Here is a 16,767-nt window from a genome sequence, read left to right as displayed (position 1 = left end):
AACCTTTCTTTTTATTGGAGTTTTTACACATGGCAATCGAACGCACCCTGTCGATCATCAAACCAGACGCAGTTGCAAAAAACGTCATCGGCCAAATCTACAGCCGTTTCGAAGGCGCTGGCCTGAAGATCGTCGCTGCCCGCATGACCCAGTTGTCGCGCGAGCAGGCTGAAGGCTTCTACGCCGCCCACAAAGAGCGCGGCTTCTTCAAGGACCTGGTTGACTTCATGGTCTCCGGCCCGGTCATGATCCAGGCGCTGGAAGGCGAAAACGCCGTCGCCGCTCACCGCGACCTGATGGGCGCGACCGATCCGAAAAAAGCTGAAAAAGGCACCATCCGCGCCGATTTCGCCGATTCGATCGACGCCAACGCCGTCCACGGTTCGGACGCTGTCGACGCTGCAAAAGTTGAAATCGCTTATTTCTTCCCAGAAGCGAAGTAATAGCAATACGATGTCGGCGCCGTTCCTGGCGCCTTGCACGACCGCCGTTCCCAGCTGCCATTGCGCGGGAACGGCTTTTTGGATTAAAGAATATGACGACTCTCACCAACTTGCTGGACTTCGATCCCGCGCAACTCGTCGCTTACTGCGCCGAATTGGGTGAGAAGCCGTTCCGCGCCAAGCAGCTGCAGCGCTGGATCCACCAGTTCGGCGCCGCCGACTTCGACAGCATGACCGACCTGGCCAAGTCGCTGCGCGACAAGCTCAAGACACGCGCCGAAGTGCGCTCGCCCGCCGTCATCAGCGACAACACGTCGGTTGACGGCACCCGCAAGTGGCTGGTCGACGTCGGCAACGGCAATGCGGTCGAAACCGTGTTCATCCCGGAAGAAAATCGCGGCACCCTGTGCATCTCGACCCAGGCCGGCTGCGCCGTCAACTGCCGTTTCTGCTCGACCGGCAAACAGGGCTTCAACCGCAACCTGACGGTGTCCGAAATCATCGGCCAGCTGTGGATGGCCGAATTCGAATTGCGCCGCACCAAGGGCGTCGAGCCGGGCCCGAAAGGCGAGCGGCAGATCACCAACGTCGTCATGATGGGCATGGGCGAGCCCTTGCTCAACTTCGAGCCGACCGTCACCGCGCTCAAACTCATGCTCGACGACAACGCCTACGGCCTGTCACGCCGCCGCGTGACCTTGTCGACCTCGGGCGTGGTGCCGAACATGGACAAGCTGTCGCAGGAAGTGCCGGTGGCGCTGGCCGTGTCGCTGCACGCGTCGAACGATGCGCTGCGCGACGGCCTGGTCCCGCTCAACAAGAAATACCCGCTGCGCGAACTGATGGCTGCCTGCAAGCGCTATCTCGAATTCGCGCCGCGCGACTTCATCACGTTCGAATACTGCATGCTCGACGGCGTCAACGACAGCGACGAGCACGCGCGCGAGCTGCTGGCGCTGGTCAATGACCCGGTCGTCGGCGTATCGTGCAAGTTCAACCTGATCCCGTTCAACCCGTTCCCGGAGTCGGGCCTGCTGCGCTCGAAGAATCCGCGCATCAAGGCGTTCGCCCAAGTGCTGATCGACGGCGGGCTCGTGACCACCATTCGCAAAACGCGCGGCGACGATATCGACGCCGCCTGCGGCCAGCTGGCCGGCGAAGTGCAGGACCGCACCCGCGTACAGGAGCGGATGGAGAAAATGGACGAATACAAGCAGAAGTTCGGCGCCAACTTTGGCCGCATCGTCGAGGTCCGTTCTTGAGCGCGCGCATCGCACGCGTCGTCGGCCTGGGCGTGCTGGCGGCGGCGCTGGCCGGTTGCGCCGGCGGCGGCGCCAGTGCGCCGAACAACGAACTGAAGACGGCGTCCGACCAGAGCCCGCAGGAAAAGCGCGCGTCGATTCGGCTGCAGCTGGCCGTCGGCTATTTCCAGGACGGCAAGCTCGAAGTGGCGCTCGACGAAGTCAAGCAGGCCATCGCCATCCAGCCGGACTTTGCCGATGCGTACGGCGTGCGTGCGCTGATCTATTCGCAACTGGGCCAGACGGCGCTGGCCGACGAGAATTTCCAGCGCGCCATCAAGCTCGCGCCAGGCAATCCCGAGCTGGCCAACAACTACGGCTCCTTCCTGTGCCAGCACGGCAAGGGCGCGCAGGGCATCGCCCTGTTCGAGTCGGCACTGAAGAATCCGGCCTACGCGTCGCCCGTCAAGGCGATGCTCAACGCCGGCTCGTGCAGCCTGAAAATGAAGAACCTCGAGGCCGCGGAACGCTATTTGCTTGACGCCTTGCGCTACGAGCCCGATCATCCTGCCACCAACGCCAACCTGGCGCGGGTTTACTACGAGCGGCGCGACTACACGCGCGCCGGATTTTTTATCAATCGCGTCAAGGCAGCGGCCAAGCTCGATAGTTTGTCGCCGGACGTGCTGTGGCTGGCGATGCGGATCGATCGCAAGCTCGGCGACAAGGCATCCGAGGCCAGCCTCGGCACCATGTTGCGCCGGCATCATCCCGGCTCGCCCGAGTATGCGGCTTTCCAGCGCGGTGCATTTGATGAGTGAAACAGGATCGACAATGAGTTCAGAGTGGGCAGAACAGCCGGCGGCGCCGGATAACCACGGCGTGCCGGGCAGAACCTTGGCCGCCCAGCGCGAGGCAATGGGCTGGACCGTCGAACAGGTCGCCGACCAGCTCAAGCTGGCGGTGCGCCAGGTGGTCGCGCTGGAAGCGGGCGACTACGCCTCGCTGCCGAGTCCGGCAGTGGTGCGCGGCTTCGTGCGCGCCTACGCCAAGATCGTCAAGCTCGACCCGATGCCGCTGGTGGCCCAGATCGCCCTTGAGGCGCCGGGCCCGACCGACGCCACCGGCACCACGGTGCGGCGCGAGCAAAAGAGCGCTTCGTTCGCCGAGGTGCGCTTCCCGACTTACGGCAAGCGCGCGTCGCTGCCGATCGTGCCGATCGCCATTTTCGTCGTCGTCGCCGCCGCCGCTGCCGCCTGGCACTTTGGCCTGTTGTCCGGCCTGATCGCGCGCGGCACGGCGCCGGCCGCATCGACCGCCGTGCTGCAGCCGAACGCGGCGCTGGTGCAGGTGCCGGCCGCAGCTGGCACCACGCCGGCGATGCAAGCGAATGCGCTGCAAAACCCGTCGGTGCCGCTGATTTCGGTGCCGCCGCCGAGTACGACGACAGCCGGCTCGCCGGCCGCCAACGTTGCGGCGACAGCCGCGCCGGCCGCTGCCGCCGGCGCCAACGCGTTGGTCATCAATGTGCGCGAAGATTCCTGGATCGAAGTGCGGCGCGCCGCCGGCGCCCCGCTCATTGCGCGCCTGGTCAAGGCCGGCGGCTCCGAAACGTTCGACATTACCGAACCGGTCACGCTGGTGGTCGGCAAGCCGTCCGCCGTCGGCGCCACCTTGCGCGGCGCCGCCGTTGCATTGCCACCGGTGGCAGGCAGCAGCGTGTCGCGCGTCAACCTCAAGTAATTGCTTACGCTTATGTCTTCTTCGAATCTGGCGATACCATCCGGCCCGCTCGCGCGGCGTGCCAGCCGCTCCGTGCTGGTGGCTCATGGCGAGCGCCGCGTCTGGGTCGGCGGCGACGCGCCCGTCGTGGTGCAGTCGATGACCAATACCGACACGGCCGACGTCATCGGCACCGCGATCCAGATCAAGGAACTGGCGCGCGCCGGCTCCGAGCTGGTGCGCATCACCGTCGACAAGCCCGAAGCGGCCGCCGCCGTGCCGTTCATCCGCGAGCAGCTCGACAAGATGGACATCGACGTCCCGCTGGTCGGCGACTTCCACTACAACGGCCACACCTTGCTGCGCGACTTTCCGGAGTGCGCGCGCGCATTGTCGAAATACCGCATCAATCCGGGCAATGTGGGGCAGGGCGCCAAGCGCGACAGCCAGTTCGCGCAGATGATCGAAGTGGCCGCCCAGTACGACAAGCCGGTGCGCATCGGCGTCAACTGGGGCAGCCTCGACCAGTCGCTGCTGGCGCGCATCATGGACGAAAACGCCGGCCGCGCCCAGCCGTGGAGCGCGCAGGCAGTGATGTATGAAGCCCTCATCACGTCGGCGATCGACAACGCCGTGCGCGCCGAAGAACTCGGCCTGGCGCGCGACAAGATCATCCTGTCGTGCAAGGTATCGGGCGTACAAGACCTGATCGCCGTCTACCGCGAGCTGGCGCGCCGCTGCGACTATCCGCTGCACCTCGGCCTGACGGAAGCCGGCATGGGCAGCAAGGGCATCGTCGCCTCGACCGCGGCGCTGTCGGTGCTGCTGCAGGAAGGCATCGGCGACACCATCCGCATTTCGCTCACGCCCGAGCCTGGCGGCGACCGTACCCGCGAAGTGATCGTCGGCCAGGAAATCCTGCAGACGATGGGCCTGCGCAAGTTCGCACCGATGGTGATCGCCTGCCCGGGTTGCGGCCGCACCACGTCGACCACCTTCCAGGAACTGGCCGACAACATCCAGACGTACCTGCGCGAGCAGATGCCTGAGTGGAAACTATCCTATCCGGGCGTCGAGGCGATGAACGTGGCCGTCATGGGCTGCATCGTCAACGGCCCCGGCGAATCGAAGCACGCCAACATTGGCATCAGCCTGCCCGGCACCGGCGAATCGCCGGCCGCGCCGGTGTTTGTCGACGGCCAGAAAACAGTCACCCTGCGTGGCGACAACATCGTCCAGGAATTCCAGGCGATCGTCCTGAACTACGTACAAACGAATTACGGTAAAAAATAATATGAGTAAGCCTGAAAAATTGTCGGTGTAGCCGGGGTTTAGAGCGGCATGCCGCTCGCCGGCGGAACGGTCCGGCTTGCAAGCCGGGACTCCTTGGCGACATTCTGAAATTACAGAGCAACAGAAAACATTGAAGCGAATATAGAGATGTCTGAGAACAAAAAAGCTGAAAAAATTGTCGCAGTCAAGGGCATGAACGACATCCTGCCGGCCGAAGCGCCGCTGTGGGAACTGCTGGAAAACACCACCGAGTCGATCCTGAAAAGCTACGGCTACCAGAAGATCGTCACGCCGATCCTGGAAGAGACGGGCCTGTTCGCGCGCGCCATCGGCGCCGTCACCGACATCGTCGAAAAGGAAATGTATTCGTTCACCGATTCGATGAACGGCGACCTCTTGACATTGCGTCCTGAAGGCACCGCCGGCACCGTGCGCGCCGTGCTCGAACATAACCTGGTCTACGACGGCCCCAAGCGCCTGTGGTACAAGGGCCCGATGTTCCGCCACGAACGCCCGCAGCGCGGCCGCTACCGCCAGTTCTTCCAGTTCGGCGCCGAAGCGATCGGCTTCACCGGCCCGGACATCGATGCCGAGCTGATCATGATGTGCCGCCGCCTGTGGGACGACCTTGGCCTGGAAAACATCCGCCTCGAGCTCAACTCGATCGGCGACGCTAGCGAGCGCCTGCGCCACCGCGCCGACCTGATCGCCTACTTCGAAGCGAACGACGCGACGCTCGACGCCGAAGCGAAACGCCGCCTGCACACCAATCCGCTGCGCATCCTCGACACCAAGAATCCGGCGATGCAGGAGCTGGTCAACGGCGCGCCGAAGCTGCTCGACTACCTCGAGGGCGAGTCTCTGGCGCACTTTAACGGCGTCAAGAAGATCCTCGACCACAACAACGTGCCCTACGTCGTCAACACGCGCCTGGTGCGCGGCATCGACTACTACAACCGCACCGTGTTCGAATTCGTCACCGACGAGCTCGGCGCCCAGGGCACCGTCTGCGCCGGCGGGCGCTACGATCCCCTGATCGAAATGTTCGGCGGCAAGCCCACCCCAGCGGTCGGTTTCGCGATGGGCATGGAGCGCCTGATCGAGCTGATGAAGTCCGCCGGCGAATCGGCCGCACCGTCGCAATGCGACGTCTACATGGTGCACCAAGGCGAGGCGGCGCAGATGCAGGCGTTCGTGCTGGCCGAGAGAATTCGCGATGCCGGACTCGATGTTGTGCTACATTGCGCGGCTGCGAGCGGCGCCGGCAGCTTCAAGACACAGATGAAGAAGGCCGACGCCAGCGGCGCCGCGTTCGCCGTCATCCTCGGTGACGACGAGATCGCCAACCACGTGGCGGCGGTCAAGGCGATGCGCGGCAGCGCCACCGACACACAGCAGGCCACGGTGCCGTTCGACGACGTCGTCGAATACCTGGTCGACCAGATCGTCGGCGACGATTACGACCACGATCACGTGCATTACCATCATTGAGCTGCCCGGCAGCATACATATTCCTTAACCTCTACTAGATAAATCCATGGCATACGATCTCGAAGAACAAGAACAATTAGCCGACCTGAAGGCGTTCTGGAACAAGTACGGCAACGTGCTGACGTGGGTGCTGATCATCGCGCTGGCGTCGTTCGCCGGCTACAACTTCTGGAAGTCGCACCAGTCCAGCCAGGCCGCTGACGCGTCGGTGCTGTACGAAGACCTCAACAAGTCGCTGACCGACAAGGACAACGTCAAGGTGCAGCGCATCGCCGCCGACATCGAAAGCAAGTTCGGCTCGACCGCCTACGGCCCGATGGCCGCGCTGGTCGCCGCCAAGGCAGCCTTCGACGCCAATGATCTGAAGACGGCGAAAACCCAGCTGCAATGGGCGATCGAGCACGGCAACGACGAGTACAAGGCGATCGCGCGCCTGCGCCTGGCCGGCATCCTGCTCGACGAAAAAGCCTACGACGAAGGCCTCAAGGTGCTCGCCGCCGAATCTCCGGCGCAGTTCGCCGGCTCGGTGGCCGACCGCAAGGGCGACATCCTGGTGGCGCAGAACAAGCTGGCCGACGCCCGCACCGCCTACCTGGCGGCGCTGACGGCGATGGACGAGAGAAGTCCTGGCCGCAAGCTCGTTGAAGTCAAGCTCGAGTCGATCGGCGGCACCGTGCCGGCGGTGACGGTCAAGCCGGCCGCCTGATCGCCAAGCCAAGCTGAAACTACCAGTACTACAACAAGTCCAAGAACAAGGTTAGAAGACTATGCGTATTACCCAGAAACTGGTTGGCCTGAGTGCACTGGCGCTGATGGCGGGCTGTTCGTCCCTGCCGAGCATGCCAAGCCTGAGTTCGCTCAATCCTTTTGCGTCCAAATCGAAGACCAACCTGCCGGCCCCGCTGGTCGAGCTGAAAGGCTCGATGGCCGTGCGCACCGCCTGGAAACTCGACATCGGCAAGGCCAACGATTTCATCCTGTCGCCGGCGCTGGTCGGCACCGAACTGCTGGTGGCCGGCGGCGACGGCGCCATCGCACGCGTCGACTCCGTCACCGGCCGCGTGGTGTGGCGCATCAAGGCCGACAAGCCGCTGACGGCCGGCATCGGCTCCGACGGCACCATGCTCGCCGTCGGCGGCGCCAAGGGCGTCGTGATGGCCTTCGGCATGGACGGCAAGCCGCTGTGGACCGCGCAGGCGTCTAGCGAAGTGCTGTCGGCGCCGGCGGTGGGGCAGGGCTTCGTGGTGGTGCGCTCGATCGACAACCGCATCATCGGCCTTGACGCCAGGACGGGCGAAAAGAAGTGGACCGTGCAGCGCCCGTCGCCGTCGTTGACGTTGCGTAACGCGCCTGGCATGGTCATGGCCGGCAAGGACGTCCTCATCGCCCAGCCGGGCGGCAAGCTGCTCTCGCTGATCGTCGCCACCGGCGCGCCGCGCTGGGAAGTGGCCGTCGGCGAAGCGCGCGGCGCCACCGAACTCGAACGCGTCACCGACATCAGCGGCACCCCGGTGGTGATCGAGAACGACGTGTGCGCCGTCTCGTACCAGGGCCGGGTCGGCTGCTTCGATCTGCTCACCGGCACGGCCCGCTGGACCAAGGAATTGTCGTCCGACGTCGGCGTTGCCGCCGACCAGCGCTTCGTGTTTGCCGTCGACGACAAGGGCGCCATGTCGGCCTTCAATCGCGACGGCGGCACCAGCGCCTGGAAGAACGACAAGTTGAGCTACCGGCGTCTGTCGACGCCGGTCTCGTACGGCCGCGCTGTCGCGGTCGGCGATTACCAGGGCTTCATCCATTTCCTGTCACGGGAAGATGGCGCCTTTTTAGCACGTGCGGCAACTGACGGGAGCCCGGTCAAATCGGCACCGCTGGTCGCTGGCTCGAATCTGATTTTTCAAACACAATCTGGGACTGTGACCGCAATCGCGGTCGAATAACACCATGAAGCCGGTAATAGCATTAGTTGGTCGCCCCAACGTCGGGAAATCGACCTTATTCAATCGCCTCACGCGCTCGCGTGACGCCCTCGTGGCAGACTTGCCTGGCCTGACGCGCGATCGCCACTACGGCGAAGGCCGCGTCGGCGAGCGCCCCTTCCTGGTCATCGACACCGGTGGTTTCGAGCCGGTCGCCAAGGAAGGCATCATGCACCAGATGGCCCTGCAGACCAAGCAGGCCGTCGCCGAAGCGGACGTCGTCATCTTCATCGTCGACGGCCGCCAGGGCATGACGCCGCACGACAAGACCATCACCGACTTCCTGCGCAAGTCGGGCCGCAAGGTCATGCTGGTGGTCAACAAGGGCGAGGGCATGAAGTACAGCGCCGTCGTCGCCGACTTCTATGAGCTCGGCATGGGCGACCCGTACGTCATTTCCGCCGCCCATGGCGACGGCGTCACCGACCTGGTCGAGGAAGCGCTCAACGAGGCGTTCGCCTCGCGTCCGGACGATGCCGAGGAACTGGCGCCGGCCGAACGCGGCGTCAAGATCGCCATCGTCGGCCGCCCGAACGTCGGCAAGTCGACCCTGGTCAACACCCTGATCGGCGAAGAGCGCGTGATCGCCTTCGACATGCCCGGCACCACGCGCGACTCGATCGAGGTGCCGTTCGAGCGCGACGGCAAGAACTACACGCTGATCGACACGGCCGGCATCCGTCGCCGCGGCAAGGTGTTCGAAGCGATCGAGAAGTTTTCGGTGGTCAAGACCTTGCAGTCGATTTCGGAAGCGAACGTCGTCATCCTGCTGCTCGATGCGCAGCAAGATATCTCCGAGCAAGACGCCCACATCGCCGGCTTCATCCTCGAAACGGGACGCGCGCTGGTAGTGGCGGTCAACAAGTGGGATGGCTTGCGCTCGGACGAGCGCGACGAGATCAAGATCGACATCGACCGCAAGCTCGACTTCCTGTCGTTTGCCAAGACGCACTTCATCTCGGCGCTGAAGAACAGCGGCATCGGTCCGTTGATGAAGTCGGTCGACGCCGCCTACGCCGCCGCCACCGCCGACCTGTCGACGCCGCGCCTGACGCGCGCGCTGATCGAAGCGGTCGAAAAGCAGGAGCCGCGCCGCAAGGGCTCGATCCGGCCGAAGCTGCGCTACGCCCACCAGGGCGGGCAGAATCCGCCGATCATCGTCATCCACGGCAACGCGCTCGACTCGGTCGGCGAGCCGTACAAACGTTACCTGGAAAAGCATTTCCGCGACACGTTCAACCTGGTCGGCACACCGCTGCGAATCGAATTGCGTGTGGGTAAGAATCCGTTTGCCAAAACGCAGAAATAACGGCCGGGCGTACGACAGGAACTGGCAAAACAGGTTACAGTAGCTTAACGACATCTTTGGCGTCTTGAGGAAAGATCAGTATTAACACTTGAAATCGCCCGAGTCGCCTCCAATTTTTGAACTACAACAACACACGGAGCTGTCATGAGCAACAAAGGGCAACTGTTACAAGACCCATTCCTTAATGCCTTGCGCAAGGAACACGTTCCCGTTTCGATCTACCTGGTCAACGGCATCAAACTGCAGGGACATATCGAGTCCTTCGACCAGTACGTAGTACTGCTGCGTAACACCGTTACCCAAATGGTCTACAAGCATGCAATCTCCACCGTCGTACCGGCGCGCGCCGTCAACCTCAACCTCGAGGCTGAAGCTGAATAAGGCTTCGGGCGCAGCGGCCATGGCCCAGGCACAGAGCATATGCGCGCAGCCTTAGTCGGCATCGACTTCGGCGCTGGCGATTTCGACGCCAGCGTTGAAGAGCTGTCGCTGCTCGCCCAGTCCGCCGGCGCCGTGCCGATCACGACCATCACGGCCAAGCGTTCCAGTCCGGACGCCGCCTACTTCGTCGGCAGCGGCAAGGCCGACGAAATCGGCCAGGCCGTCCTCGCCGACAACATCGAAATCGTCATCTTCAACCATGCGCTGTCGCCTGCCCAGCAGCGCAACCTCGAAAAGCGCATCAACGTGCGCGTGCTCGACCGCACCAGCCTGATCCTCGACATCTTCGCGCAGCGCGCCAAGAGCCACGAGGGCAAGCTGCAGGTCGAGCTGGCCCAGCTGCAGCACCTGGCCACGCGCCTGATCCGCGGCTGGACCCACCTCGAGCGGCAAAAGGGCGGTATCGGCCTGCGCGGCCCCGGTGAAACCCAGCTCGAGACAGACCGCCGCCTGATCGGCGAGCGCGTCAAGGCGCTGCGCGCGCGCCTTGTCAAGCTGCGCAAGCAGCACGAGACCCAGCGCCGTGCGCGCGGGCGCACGCAGACGTTTTCGGTGTCGCTCGTTGGCTACACCAATGCCGGCAAGTCGACCCTGTTCAACGCACTTACCAAGGCCGGCGTGTACGTCGCCGACCAGCTGTTCGCCACCCTCGACACCACCTCGCGCCGGCTGTACCTGGGCCAGGAAGTGGGCAACGTCGTCATGTCCGACACGGTCGGTTTCGTGCGCGAACTGCCGCACCAGCTGGTGGCGGCGTTTCGCGCCACGCTGGAAGAAACCATCCACGCCGACCTGCTGCTGCACGTCGTCGACGGCGCCAGCCCGGTGCGCATGGAGCAGATCGAGCAGGTCAACCTAGTGCTTAAGGAAATCGGCGCCGACCATATTCCGCAAATCCTGGTATGGAACAAGATTGACGCAGCCGGCCTCGAGCCTGCGATCGAGCGTGATGAATATGATAAAATCAGCCGCGTTTTTATCAGCGCCAGGAGTGGCGAAGGCCTCGACCTGCTGCGCGAAGCCATCGTTGAAGCGGCCAAGGCGGCGCCCGGACTGACCCATCTGTTCGATGGGCAGGACCACGCGCACGAAGCCGAAGAAGCAGAGCTGGAACAAGAAGAAGTAAAAGAAGCGCCTCCCGATAGTATTTCAACCAACGCCGGACCACGATAGCATGCTCGTTTCCCTGATCAGGCGCCTCGGCGTCAAATTGTCGCTCAACGATCCTCGTTGGGGCCGCCGGCCTGAAGGCGACAATAAAAAACAAGAAGGCAGAAAGCCGGGGGAGGGTCCGCCGGACCTCGACCAGATGTGGCGCGACTTCAACGCGCGCCTGAACCGCATGTTCGGCCAGAAGAACAACGGCGGCACGCCCGAGCCGGGCGGCTATCGTCCCGACATGAAAGGCGCGGGCATCACCGCCGGCGTCGTTGGCGCGGTCATCGTTTTCATCTGGCTCGCCAGCGGCGCTTTCATCGTGCAGGAAGGCCAGTCGGCCGTCGTCACCACGTTCGGCAAGCTCAGCCACACCACCGGCGCCGGTTTCAACTGGCGCTGGCCGTACCCGTTCCAGCAGCACGAGATCGTCAACGTGTCGCAGGTTCGCACCGCCGAAATCGGCTACCGCGGCTCGGTGCGCGCGAAGAACCAGAAAGAATCGCTGATGCTGACCGACGATGAAAACATCATCGACATCCAGTTCGCGGTGCAGTACACGCTGAAAGACCCCGTCGCCTGGATCTTCACCAACCGCGACCACGACGACGACACCATCCGCCAGATCGCCGAAACGGCAATCCGCGAAGTGGTCGGCAAGAGCAAGATGGACTTCGTGCTGTACGAAGGCCGCGAGAAGGTCGCCATCGACACCCACAAGCTGATGCAGTCGATCGTCGACCGCTATGCATTGGGTGCGCAGATCACCAACGTGACGATGCAAAGCGTGCAGCCGCCGGAGCAGGTGCAAAGCGCCTTCGACGACGCCGTCAAGGCAGGCCAGGATCGCGCCCGCGCCCGCAGCGAAGGCGAGGCTTACGCCAACAACGTCATCCCTAGCTCGCGCGGTAACGCCATCCGCCTGACCCAGGAAGCCGAAGCGTACCGCGCGATGGTGGTCGAAAACGCCACCGGTAACGCCTCGCGCTTCACGTCGGTGCTGAACGAATACCAGAAGGCGCCAGGTGTCACGCGCGACCGCATGTACCTCGACACGATGCAGACTATTTTCAGCAGCGCGAGCAAGGTCCTGGTGGACGCCAAGTCCGGCAGCAACCTGCTGTACCTGCCGCTCGATAAATTGATCGCCCAGGCGGCCGCCAACGATGTCGCCGCCACGACCCGCACCGCGCCGGCGACAGCCGCGCCGGCCACGACGCAGCCCCAGGAAGCCATGCAGACAGTAGAAAACATCCGCCAGCGGGACAGCCGCACCCGCGAGAATTCGCGTGATCGGGAGAGCCGCTGATGAACCGCCTGGTTACCCTGTTTGTTGCCGGCTTCATTGCCCTGATGCTGCTCTCGTCCACGGTATTCGTGGTCGACCAGCGCCGCTTCGCGATCGTCTTCGCGCTCGGTGAAGTGCGTGAAGTGATCAGCCAGCCCGGCCTGCACTTCAAGCTGCCTCCGCCGTTCCAGAACGTGCTGTACCTGGACAAGCGCATCCTGACGATCGACACGCCCGACGCCGACCGCTTCATCACGGCCGAGAAGAAGAACATCCTGGTCGACGCCTTCGTCAAATGGCGCATCACCGATCCGCGCCTGTACTACGTCAGCTTCAGCGGCGAAGAAGCGCGCGCGCGCGACCGCATGAACCAGATCGTCAAGTCGGCGCTGAACGACGAAATCACCAAGCGCACCGTGCGCGAAGTGATCTCGGGCGAGCGTGGCAAGGTGATGGAAGCGATCCGCATCAAGGTCGTTTCCGAGGCCAAGCAGATCGGCGTCGAGATCGTCGACGTGCGCCTCAAGCGCGTCGATTACGTCGAGCAGATCAACGCCTCGGTGTACGACCGCATGAAGGCCGAGCGTACCCGCGTGGCCAATGAACTGCGTTCGACCGGTGCGGCCGAATCGGAAAAGATCCGCGCCGATGCCGATCGCCAGCGCACCGTGATCCTGGCCGAAGCGTTCCGCGACGCCGAAAAGATCAAGGGTGACGGCGACGCCAAGGCATCGCAGATTTACGCCGAAGCGTTTGGCAGGAACCCCGAGTTCTACAAGTTCTACCGTTCGCTGGAAGCGTACCGCAGCACCTTCAAGAGCCGCGGCGACGTGATGGTGCTCGATCCGAGCTCCGAGTTCTTCAAGTACTTCCGCAGCCCGGGTGGCGCCTCCGCCGCAGCACCGGCCAAGAAGTAAAGCGTCCGGTTGAAGGGTCTGACCCCATGGGGTCGGACCCTGGTTGGCCGTTGCACAGCTCCGCAATTCCCCCATTCCAATCCAATACTGGATGCCCGTCCACATTTTCAGGTAAAATTGATGGTTCGGCGCGCCGTTTGTGTGCGCGCCTCTCGTTCACCTTGACCGATCTTTAACAAAGCTTTTTGCCCATGCCGAACTGGCTCCTGCCCGAGAACATCGCCGACGTCTTGCCCTCCGAAGCGCGCAAGATCGAAGACCTGCGTCGCCAGATGCTCGACAACTTCCGCCTGTACGGCTACGAACTGGTGATGCCGCCGCTGCTCGAATACGTCGACTCGCTGCTGGCCGGCGCCGGCAAGGACACCGACCTGCGCACCTTCAAGCTGGTCGACCAGATATCCGGCCGCATGCTCGGCCTGCGCGCCGACATGACGACCCAGGTCGCGCGCATCGACGCCCACCTGCTCAACCGCGAATCGGTCACCCGGCTGTGCTACGCCGGCAGCGTGCTGCATACCCGTCCATCCGGCCTGCACGCCACCCGCGAGCCGCTGCAGATCGGCGCCGAAATCTACGGCCACGCCGGCCTCGAAGCCGACGCCGAGATCCAGGAACTGGCGCTCGCCTCGCTGGCCATGGCGGGCTTTGGCGAAGTGCGCCTCGACCTGTCGCACGCCGGCCTGCTGCGCTCGATCATCGCCGACGATGCCGCCGCCCGCAACGACGAAGTGGCCCTGTATGCGCTGCTGCAGGCCAAGGACAGCCCTGGCCTGGCTGCGCTCACCGCCGGCTACGCCGCCGTCACGCGCGACGCCTTGCTGGCGCTGCCGCACCTGTACGGCGACGTCGACGTGCTGGCGCGCGCGCGCGACGTGCTGCCGGCTTTCCCGGGCATTACCAAGGCGCTGGCCGAACTGGCCGCGCTGGCCGGCTCTGCGCTCGGCCGCGCCGAAGTGGCGATCGACCTGGCCGACCTGCGCGGCTACCAATACGAAAGCGGCGCCATGTTCGGGCTGTACGTGCCCGGCTTGCCGAACGCGGTTGCGCGCGGCGGGCGCTACGACCATGTCGGCGAAGCGTTCGGCCGTGCGCGTCCGGCCACCGGCTTCTCGCTCGACCTGCGCGAACTGGCGCGGCTGTTACCGAGCGCCGAGCGCAAACACGCCATCCGCGCGCCGTGGGGCAATGCCCCCGAACTGCGCGAGCAAATCGCCGGCCTGCGCAAGGCCGGCGAAGTCGTGATCCAGAGTTTGCCGGGTCATGACGACGATCAGGACGAGTTCGAGTGCGATCGCGTACTCGTGCTCGAAGACAGTAACTGGATTCTCAAAAACTTAGGCTAAGTGTGATGTCAAAGAAAAACGTGGCAAAAAACGTCGTCGTCATCGGTACCCAATGGGGCGATGAAGGCAAGGGCAAAATCGTCGACTGGCTGACCGATCACGCCAAGGGCGTGGTGCGTTTCCAGGGCGGCCATAACGCCGGCCATACGCTGGTCATCAAGGGCCAGAAAACCGCGCTGCAGCTGATCCCGTCGGGCATCATGCGCGAAGGCGTCGCCTGCTACATCGGCAACGGCGTGGTCGTCTCGGTCCCGGACATCATGCGCGAAATCGACAAGCTGCAGGCGATCGGCGTGGAAGTCGTCTCGCGCCTGAAGATCTCCGAAGCCTGTCCTGCGATTTTGCCGTACCACGTCGCCATCGACGTCGCGCGCGAAGCTGCCCGCGGCGACAACAAGATCGGCACCACCTGCAAAGGTATCGGCCCGGCCTACGAAGACAAAGTGGCGCGCCGCGCGATCCGCATTGCCGACATGCTCAACGAAGAGCGCTTTGCCGAGAAGCTCAAAGAGAATCTCGACTATCACAACTTCGTGCTGACGAACTACCTGAAGGTCGCCTCGGTCGACTATCAGAAGACGTTCGATGACGCGATGGCCCTGGTGCCGCGACTCAAACCAATGGTCGGCGACGTCTCGTCGGCGCTGCACGCCACCTTCAAGGCCGGCGGCAACCTGCTGTTCGAAGGCGCGCAAGGCTCGCTCCTCGACATCGACCACGGCACCTATCCGTACGTGACGTCGTCGAACTGCGTCGCCGGTAACGCATCGGCCGGCGCCGGCGTCGGCCCGAACATGCTGCACTACATCCTCGGCATCACCAAGGCCTACACCACGCGCGTCGGCTCCGGCCCGTTCCCGTCCGAGCTGCCGACCGACGTCGGCGTCGGCGAGCACCTGTCGCGCGTGGGCCATGAATTCGGCACCGTCACCGGCCGCGCGCGCCGTTGCGGCTGGTTCGACGCCGCGCTGCTCAAGCGCTCCGTGCAAATCAATGGCGTCTCGGGCATGTGCCTGACCAAGCTCGATGTCTTGGATGGCATCGAGTCGCTCAAGCTGTGCACCGGCTACAAGATCGACGGCCGCGATGTCGACATCTTCCCGGTCGGCGCCGAAGACGCGGCGCGCTGCGTGCCGGTCTACGAAGAGATGCCGGGCTGGAAAGAGAACACGGTTGGTGCCAAGTCGCTGGCCGAGCTGCCTGCTGCCGCGCGCGCCTACATCAAGCGCATCGAAGAGCTGGTCGGTGTCCCGGTCGACATGGTATCGACCGGTCCTGACCGCGAAGAGACGATCGTCCTGCGCCATCCGTTTGAATAACCGATCGACATAAGAAGAGGAGCCAGCATGACAACCCCACAATCGACCGACACGGACCTCTGGGTATCCTGGGACGAGTACCACACCCTGATCGAGCGCCTGGCGCTGAAGGTTTACGAATCGGGATGGAAGTTCGACCAGGTGCTGTGCCTGGCGCGCGGCGGCGTGCGTCCCGGTGACGTCTTCTCGCGCATCTTCGACGTGCCGCTGGCGATTTTGTCGACCAGTTCGTACCGCGAAGAAGCCGGCACCGTGCGCGGCGACCTCGACATCGCCAAGTACATGACGATGACCAAGGGCCCGCTGGGCGGCAAGATCCTGCTGGTTGACGACCTGGCCGATTCGGGCGTCACGCTCGACAAGGTCACGCGCCACCTGGCCGACAATTTCGAAGGCGTCACCGAAGTCAAGTCGGCCGTCATCTGGGTCAAGGGCACCTCGTCGATCAAGCCTGACTACTTCCTCGAAGAGCTGCCGCACAACCCGTGGATCCACCAGCCGTTCGAGAACTACGACGGCCTGCGTCCGCACCAGCTGGCCGCGTGGATGAAAAAGGGCAGCGGCCCGGCCTGAGCCACACGCCGGTAACGCACGAAACACGGGGCCAGAGTACACGCGACTCTGGCCCTTTTTTACGCGTCAAACGCTGGGGTCAGGTCTGACATTCGGACATTTCTCAAATAGAATGTCCGAATGCCCCCTGTGTCACGCTAGTTGTCACCTCACATTTTTAGGAGACAACATGAGCAAAGTGTATTCTGACGCCTTCATCGAGCAAGCCTTGGTCAAGGTCTATTCCCGCGGCGAACGCACCATCCAGGAC

General features: G+C 63.6%; 16 protein-coding genes. All 16 read left to right on the top strand.

Features of this window, described 5'->3' with window-relative positions; translation table 11 throughout:
* The first annotated feature begins 29 nt into the window (after positions 1 to 29).
* The 16 genes from ndk (at position 30) to CR105_RS23705 (ending at position 16,517) form a co-directional block, all read left to right on the top strand.
* Positions 30 to 443: a nucleoside-diphosphate kinase gene (gene ndk, locus CR105_RS23780; protein WP_099792881.1), complete on the top strand. Its 414-nt coding sequence runs from the start codon at positions 30 to 32 to the stop codon at positions 441 to 443.
* A gap of 92 nt (positions 444 to 535) precedes the next feature.
* A complete protein-coding gene (gene rlmN, locus CR105_RS23775; RefSeq protein ID WP_099792880.1) occupies positions 536 to 1,705 on the top strand; it encodes a dual-specificity RNA methyltransferase RlmN in 1,170 nt (389 codons plus the stop codon).
* Positions 1,702 to 2,505, top strand: a complete 804-nt coding sequence (gene pilW / locus CR105_RS23770; protein ID WP_099792878.1) for a type IV pilus biogenesis/stability protein PilW — start codon at positions 1,702 to 1,704, stop codon at positions 2,503 to 2,505. The genes rlmN and pilW overlap by 4 nt, the downstream gene beginning before the upstream one ends.
* 13 nt (positions 2,506 to 2,518) lie before the next feature.
* Complete coding sequence (locus CR105_RS23765) at positions 2,519 to 3,427, top strand: helix-turn-helix domain-containing protein (protein WP_099792876.1); 909 nt, start codon at positions 2,519 to 2,521, stop codon at positions 3,425 to 3,427.
* A gap of 12 nt (positions 3,428 to 3,439) precedes the next feature.
* Positions 3,440 to 4,699 carry a flavodoxin-dependent (E)-4-hydroxy-3-methylbut-2-enyl-diphosphate synthase gene (gene ispG, locus CR105_RS23760; protein WP_099792874.1) on the top strand — a complete coding sequence of 420 codons (1,260 nt, stop codon included), beginning with the start codon at positions 3,440 to 3,442 and terminating at the stop codon, positions 4,697 to 4,699.
* A 147-nt stretch (positions 4,700 to 4,846) separates the two neighbouring features.
* Complete coding sequence (hisS, locus tag CR105_RS23755) at positions 4,847 to 6,190, top strand: histidine--tRNA ligase (protein ID WP_099792872.1); 1,344 nt, start codon at positions 4,847 to 4,849, stop codon at positions 6,188 to 6,190.
* 46 nt (positions 6,191 to 6,236) lie between these two features.
* Complete coding sequence (locus tag CR105_RS23750) at positions 6,237 to 6,896, top strand: YfgM family protein (protein WP_099792870.1); 660 nt, start codon at positions 6,237 to 6,239, stop codon at positions 6,894 to 6,896.
* 61 nt (positions 6,897 to 6,957) lie between these two features.
* Complete coding sequence (gene bamB, locus CR105_RS23745; RefSeq protein WP_099792868.1) at positions 6,958 to 8,130, top strand: outer membrane protein assembly factor BamB; 1,173 nt, start codon at positions 6,958 to 6,960, stop codon at positions 8,128 to 8,130.
* A gap of 4 nt (positions 8,131 to 8,134) precedes the next feature.
* A complete protein-coding gene (der, locus tag CR105_RS23740; RefSeq protein WP_099792866.1) occupies positions 8,135 to 9,478 on the top strand; it encodes a ribosome biogenesis GTPase Der in 1,344 nt (447 codons plus the stop codon).
* A gap of 144 nt (positions 9,479 to 9,622) precedes the next feature.
* The gene (hfq, locus tag CR105_RS23735; RefSeq protein ID WP_061539949.1) at positions 9,623 to 9,859 is read left to right on the top strand and encodes an RNA chaperone Hfq; all 237 of its coding nucleotides are present in this window, start codon (positions 9,623 to 9,625) and stop codon (positions 9,857 to 9,859) included.
* Positions 9,860 to 9,898: 39 nt separating this feature from the next.
* On the top strand, positions 9,899 to 11,092 hold the full coding sequence (hflX, locus tag CR105_RS23730) for a GTPase HflX (protein ID WP_099792864.1): 1,194 nt from the start codon (positions 9,899 to 9,901) through the stop codon (positions 11,090 to 11,092).
* 1 nt (position 11,093) lies between these two features.
* Positions 11,094 to 12,383 (top strand): FtsH protease activity modulator HflK, encoded by a 1,290-nt coding sequence (hflK, locus tag CR105_RS23725; RefSeq protein WP_099792862.1) that lies wholly within the window; start codon positions 11,094 to 11,096, stop codon positions 12,381 to 12,383.
* The gene (gene hflC, locus CR105_RS23720; protein ID WP_099792860.1) at positions 12,383 to 13,279 is read left to right on the top strand and encodes a protease modulator HflC; all 897 of its coding nucleotides are present in this window, start codon (positions 12,383 to 12,385) and stop codon (positions 13,277 to 13,279) included. The genes hflK and hflC overlap by 1 nt, the downstream gene beginning before the upstream one ends.
* Before the next feature lie 191 nt (positions 13,280 to 13,470).
* Positions 13,471 to 14,625, top strand: a complete 1,155-nt coding sequence (locus CR105_RS23715) for an ATP phosphoribosyltransferase regulatory subunit (protein ID WP_099792858.1) — start codon at positions 13,471 to 13,473, stop codon at positions 14,623 to 14,625.
* Between the two features lie 5 nt (positions 14,626 to 14,630).
* Positions 14,631 to 15,944, top strand: coding sequence for an adenylosuccinate synthase (locus CR105_RS23710; RefSeq protein WP_099792856.1), 1,314 nt, complete (start codon positions 14,631 to 14,633; stop codon positions 15,942 to 15,944).
* Positions 15,945 to 15,971: 27 nt separating this feature from the next.
* On the top strand, positions 15,972 to 16,517 hold the full coding sequence (locus CR105_RS23705) for a phosphoribosyltransferase (RefSeq protein ID WP_099792854.1): 546 nt from the start codon (positions 15,972 to 15,974) through the stop codon (positions 16,515 to 16,517).
* Positions 16,518 to 16,767: the final 250 nt, after the last annotated feature.

This window comes from Massilia eurypsychrophila, from assembly GCF_002760655.1.
Taxonomy (GTDB): domain Bacteria; phylum Pseudomonadota; class Gammaproteobacteria; order Burkholderiales; family Burkholderiaceae_D; genus JAFCUW01.
Note: the sequence above shows the minus strand (reverse complement) of the source record. Positions and strands in the feature narration are given on the sequence as shown.

Coding starts and splice junctions, on each gene's coding strand:
- hflK (WP_099792862.1), top strand. CDS start 11,094: ATGCTCGTTTCCCTGATCAGGCGCCTCGGCGTCAAATTGTCGCTCAAC.
- CR105_RS23765 (WP_099792876.1), top strand. CDS start 2,519: ATGAGTTCAGAGTGGGCAGAACAGCCGGCGGCGCCGGATAACCACGGC.
- CR105_RS23715 (WP_099792858.1), top strand. CDS start 13,471: ATGCCGAACTGGCTCCTGCCCGAGAACATCGCCGACGTCTTGCCCTCC.
- bamB (WP_099792868.1), top strand. CDS start 6,958: ATGCGTATTACCCAGAAACTGGTTGGCCTGAGTGCACTGGCGCTGATG.
- ndk (WP_099792881.1), top strand. CDS start 30: ATGGCAATCGAACGCACCCTGTCGATCATCAAACCAGACGCAGTTGCA.
- der (WP_099792866.1), top strand. CDS start 8,135: ATGAAGCCGGTAATAGCATTAGTTGGTCGCCCCAACGTCGGGAAATCG.
- hflX (WP_099792864.1), top strand. CDS start 9,899: ATGCGCGCAGCCTTAGTCGGCATCGACTTCGGCGCTGGCGATTTCGAC.
- CR105_RS23710 (WP_099792856.1), top strand. CDS start 14,631: ATGTCAAAGAAAAACGTGGCAAAAAACGTCGTCGTCATCGGTACCCAA.
- ispG (WP_099792874.1), top strand. CDS start 3,440: ATGTCTTCTTCGAATCTGGCGATACCATCCGGCCCGCTCGCGCGGCGT.
- hisS (WP_099792872.1), top strand. CDS start 4,847: ATGTCTGAGAACAAAAAAGCTGAAAAAATTGTCGCAGTCAAGGGCATG.
- CR105_RS23705 (WP_099792854.1), top strand. CDS start 15,972: ATGACAACCCCACAATCGACCGACACGGACCTCTGGGTATCCTGGGAC.
- rlmN (WP_099792880.1), top strand. CDS start 536: ATGACGACTCTCACCAACTTGCTGGACTTCGATCCCGCGCAACTCGTC.
- hfq (WP_061539949.1), top strand. CDS start 9,623: ATGAGCAACAAAGGGCAACTGTTACAAGACCCATTCCTTAATGCCTTG.
- hflC (WP_099792860.1), top strand. CDS start 12,383: ATGAACCGCCTGGTTACCCTGTTTGTTGCCGGCTTCATTGCCCTGATG.
- CR105_RS23750 (WP_099792870.1), top strand. CDS start 6,237: ATGGCATACGATCTCGAAGAACAAGAACAATTAGCCGACCTGAAGGCG.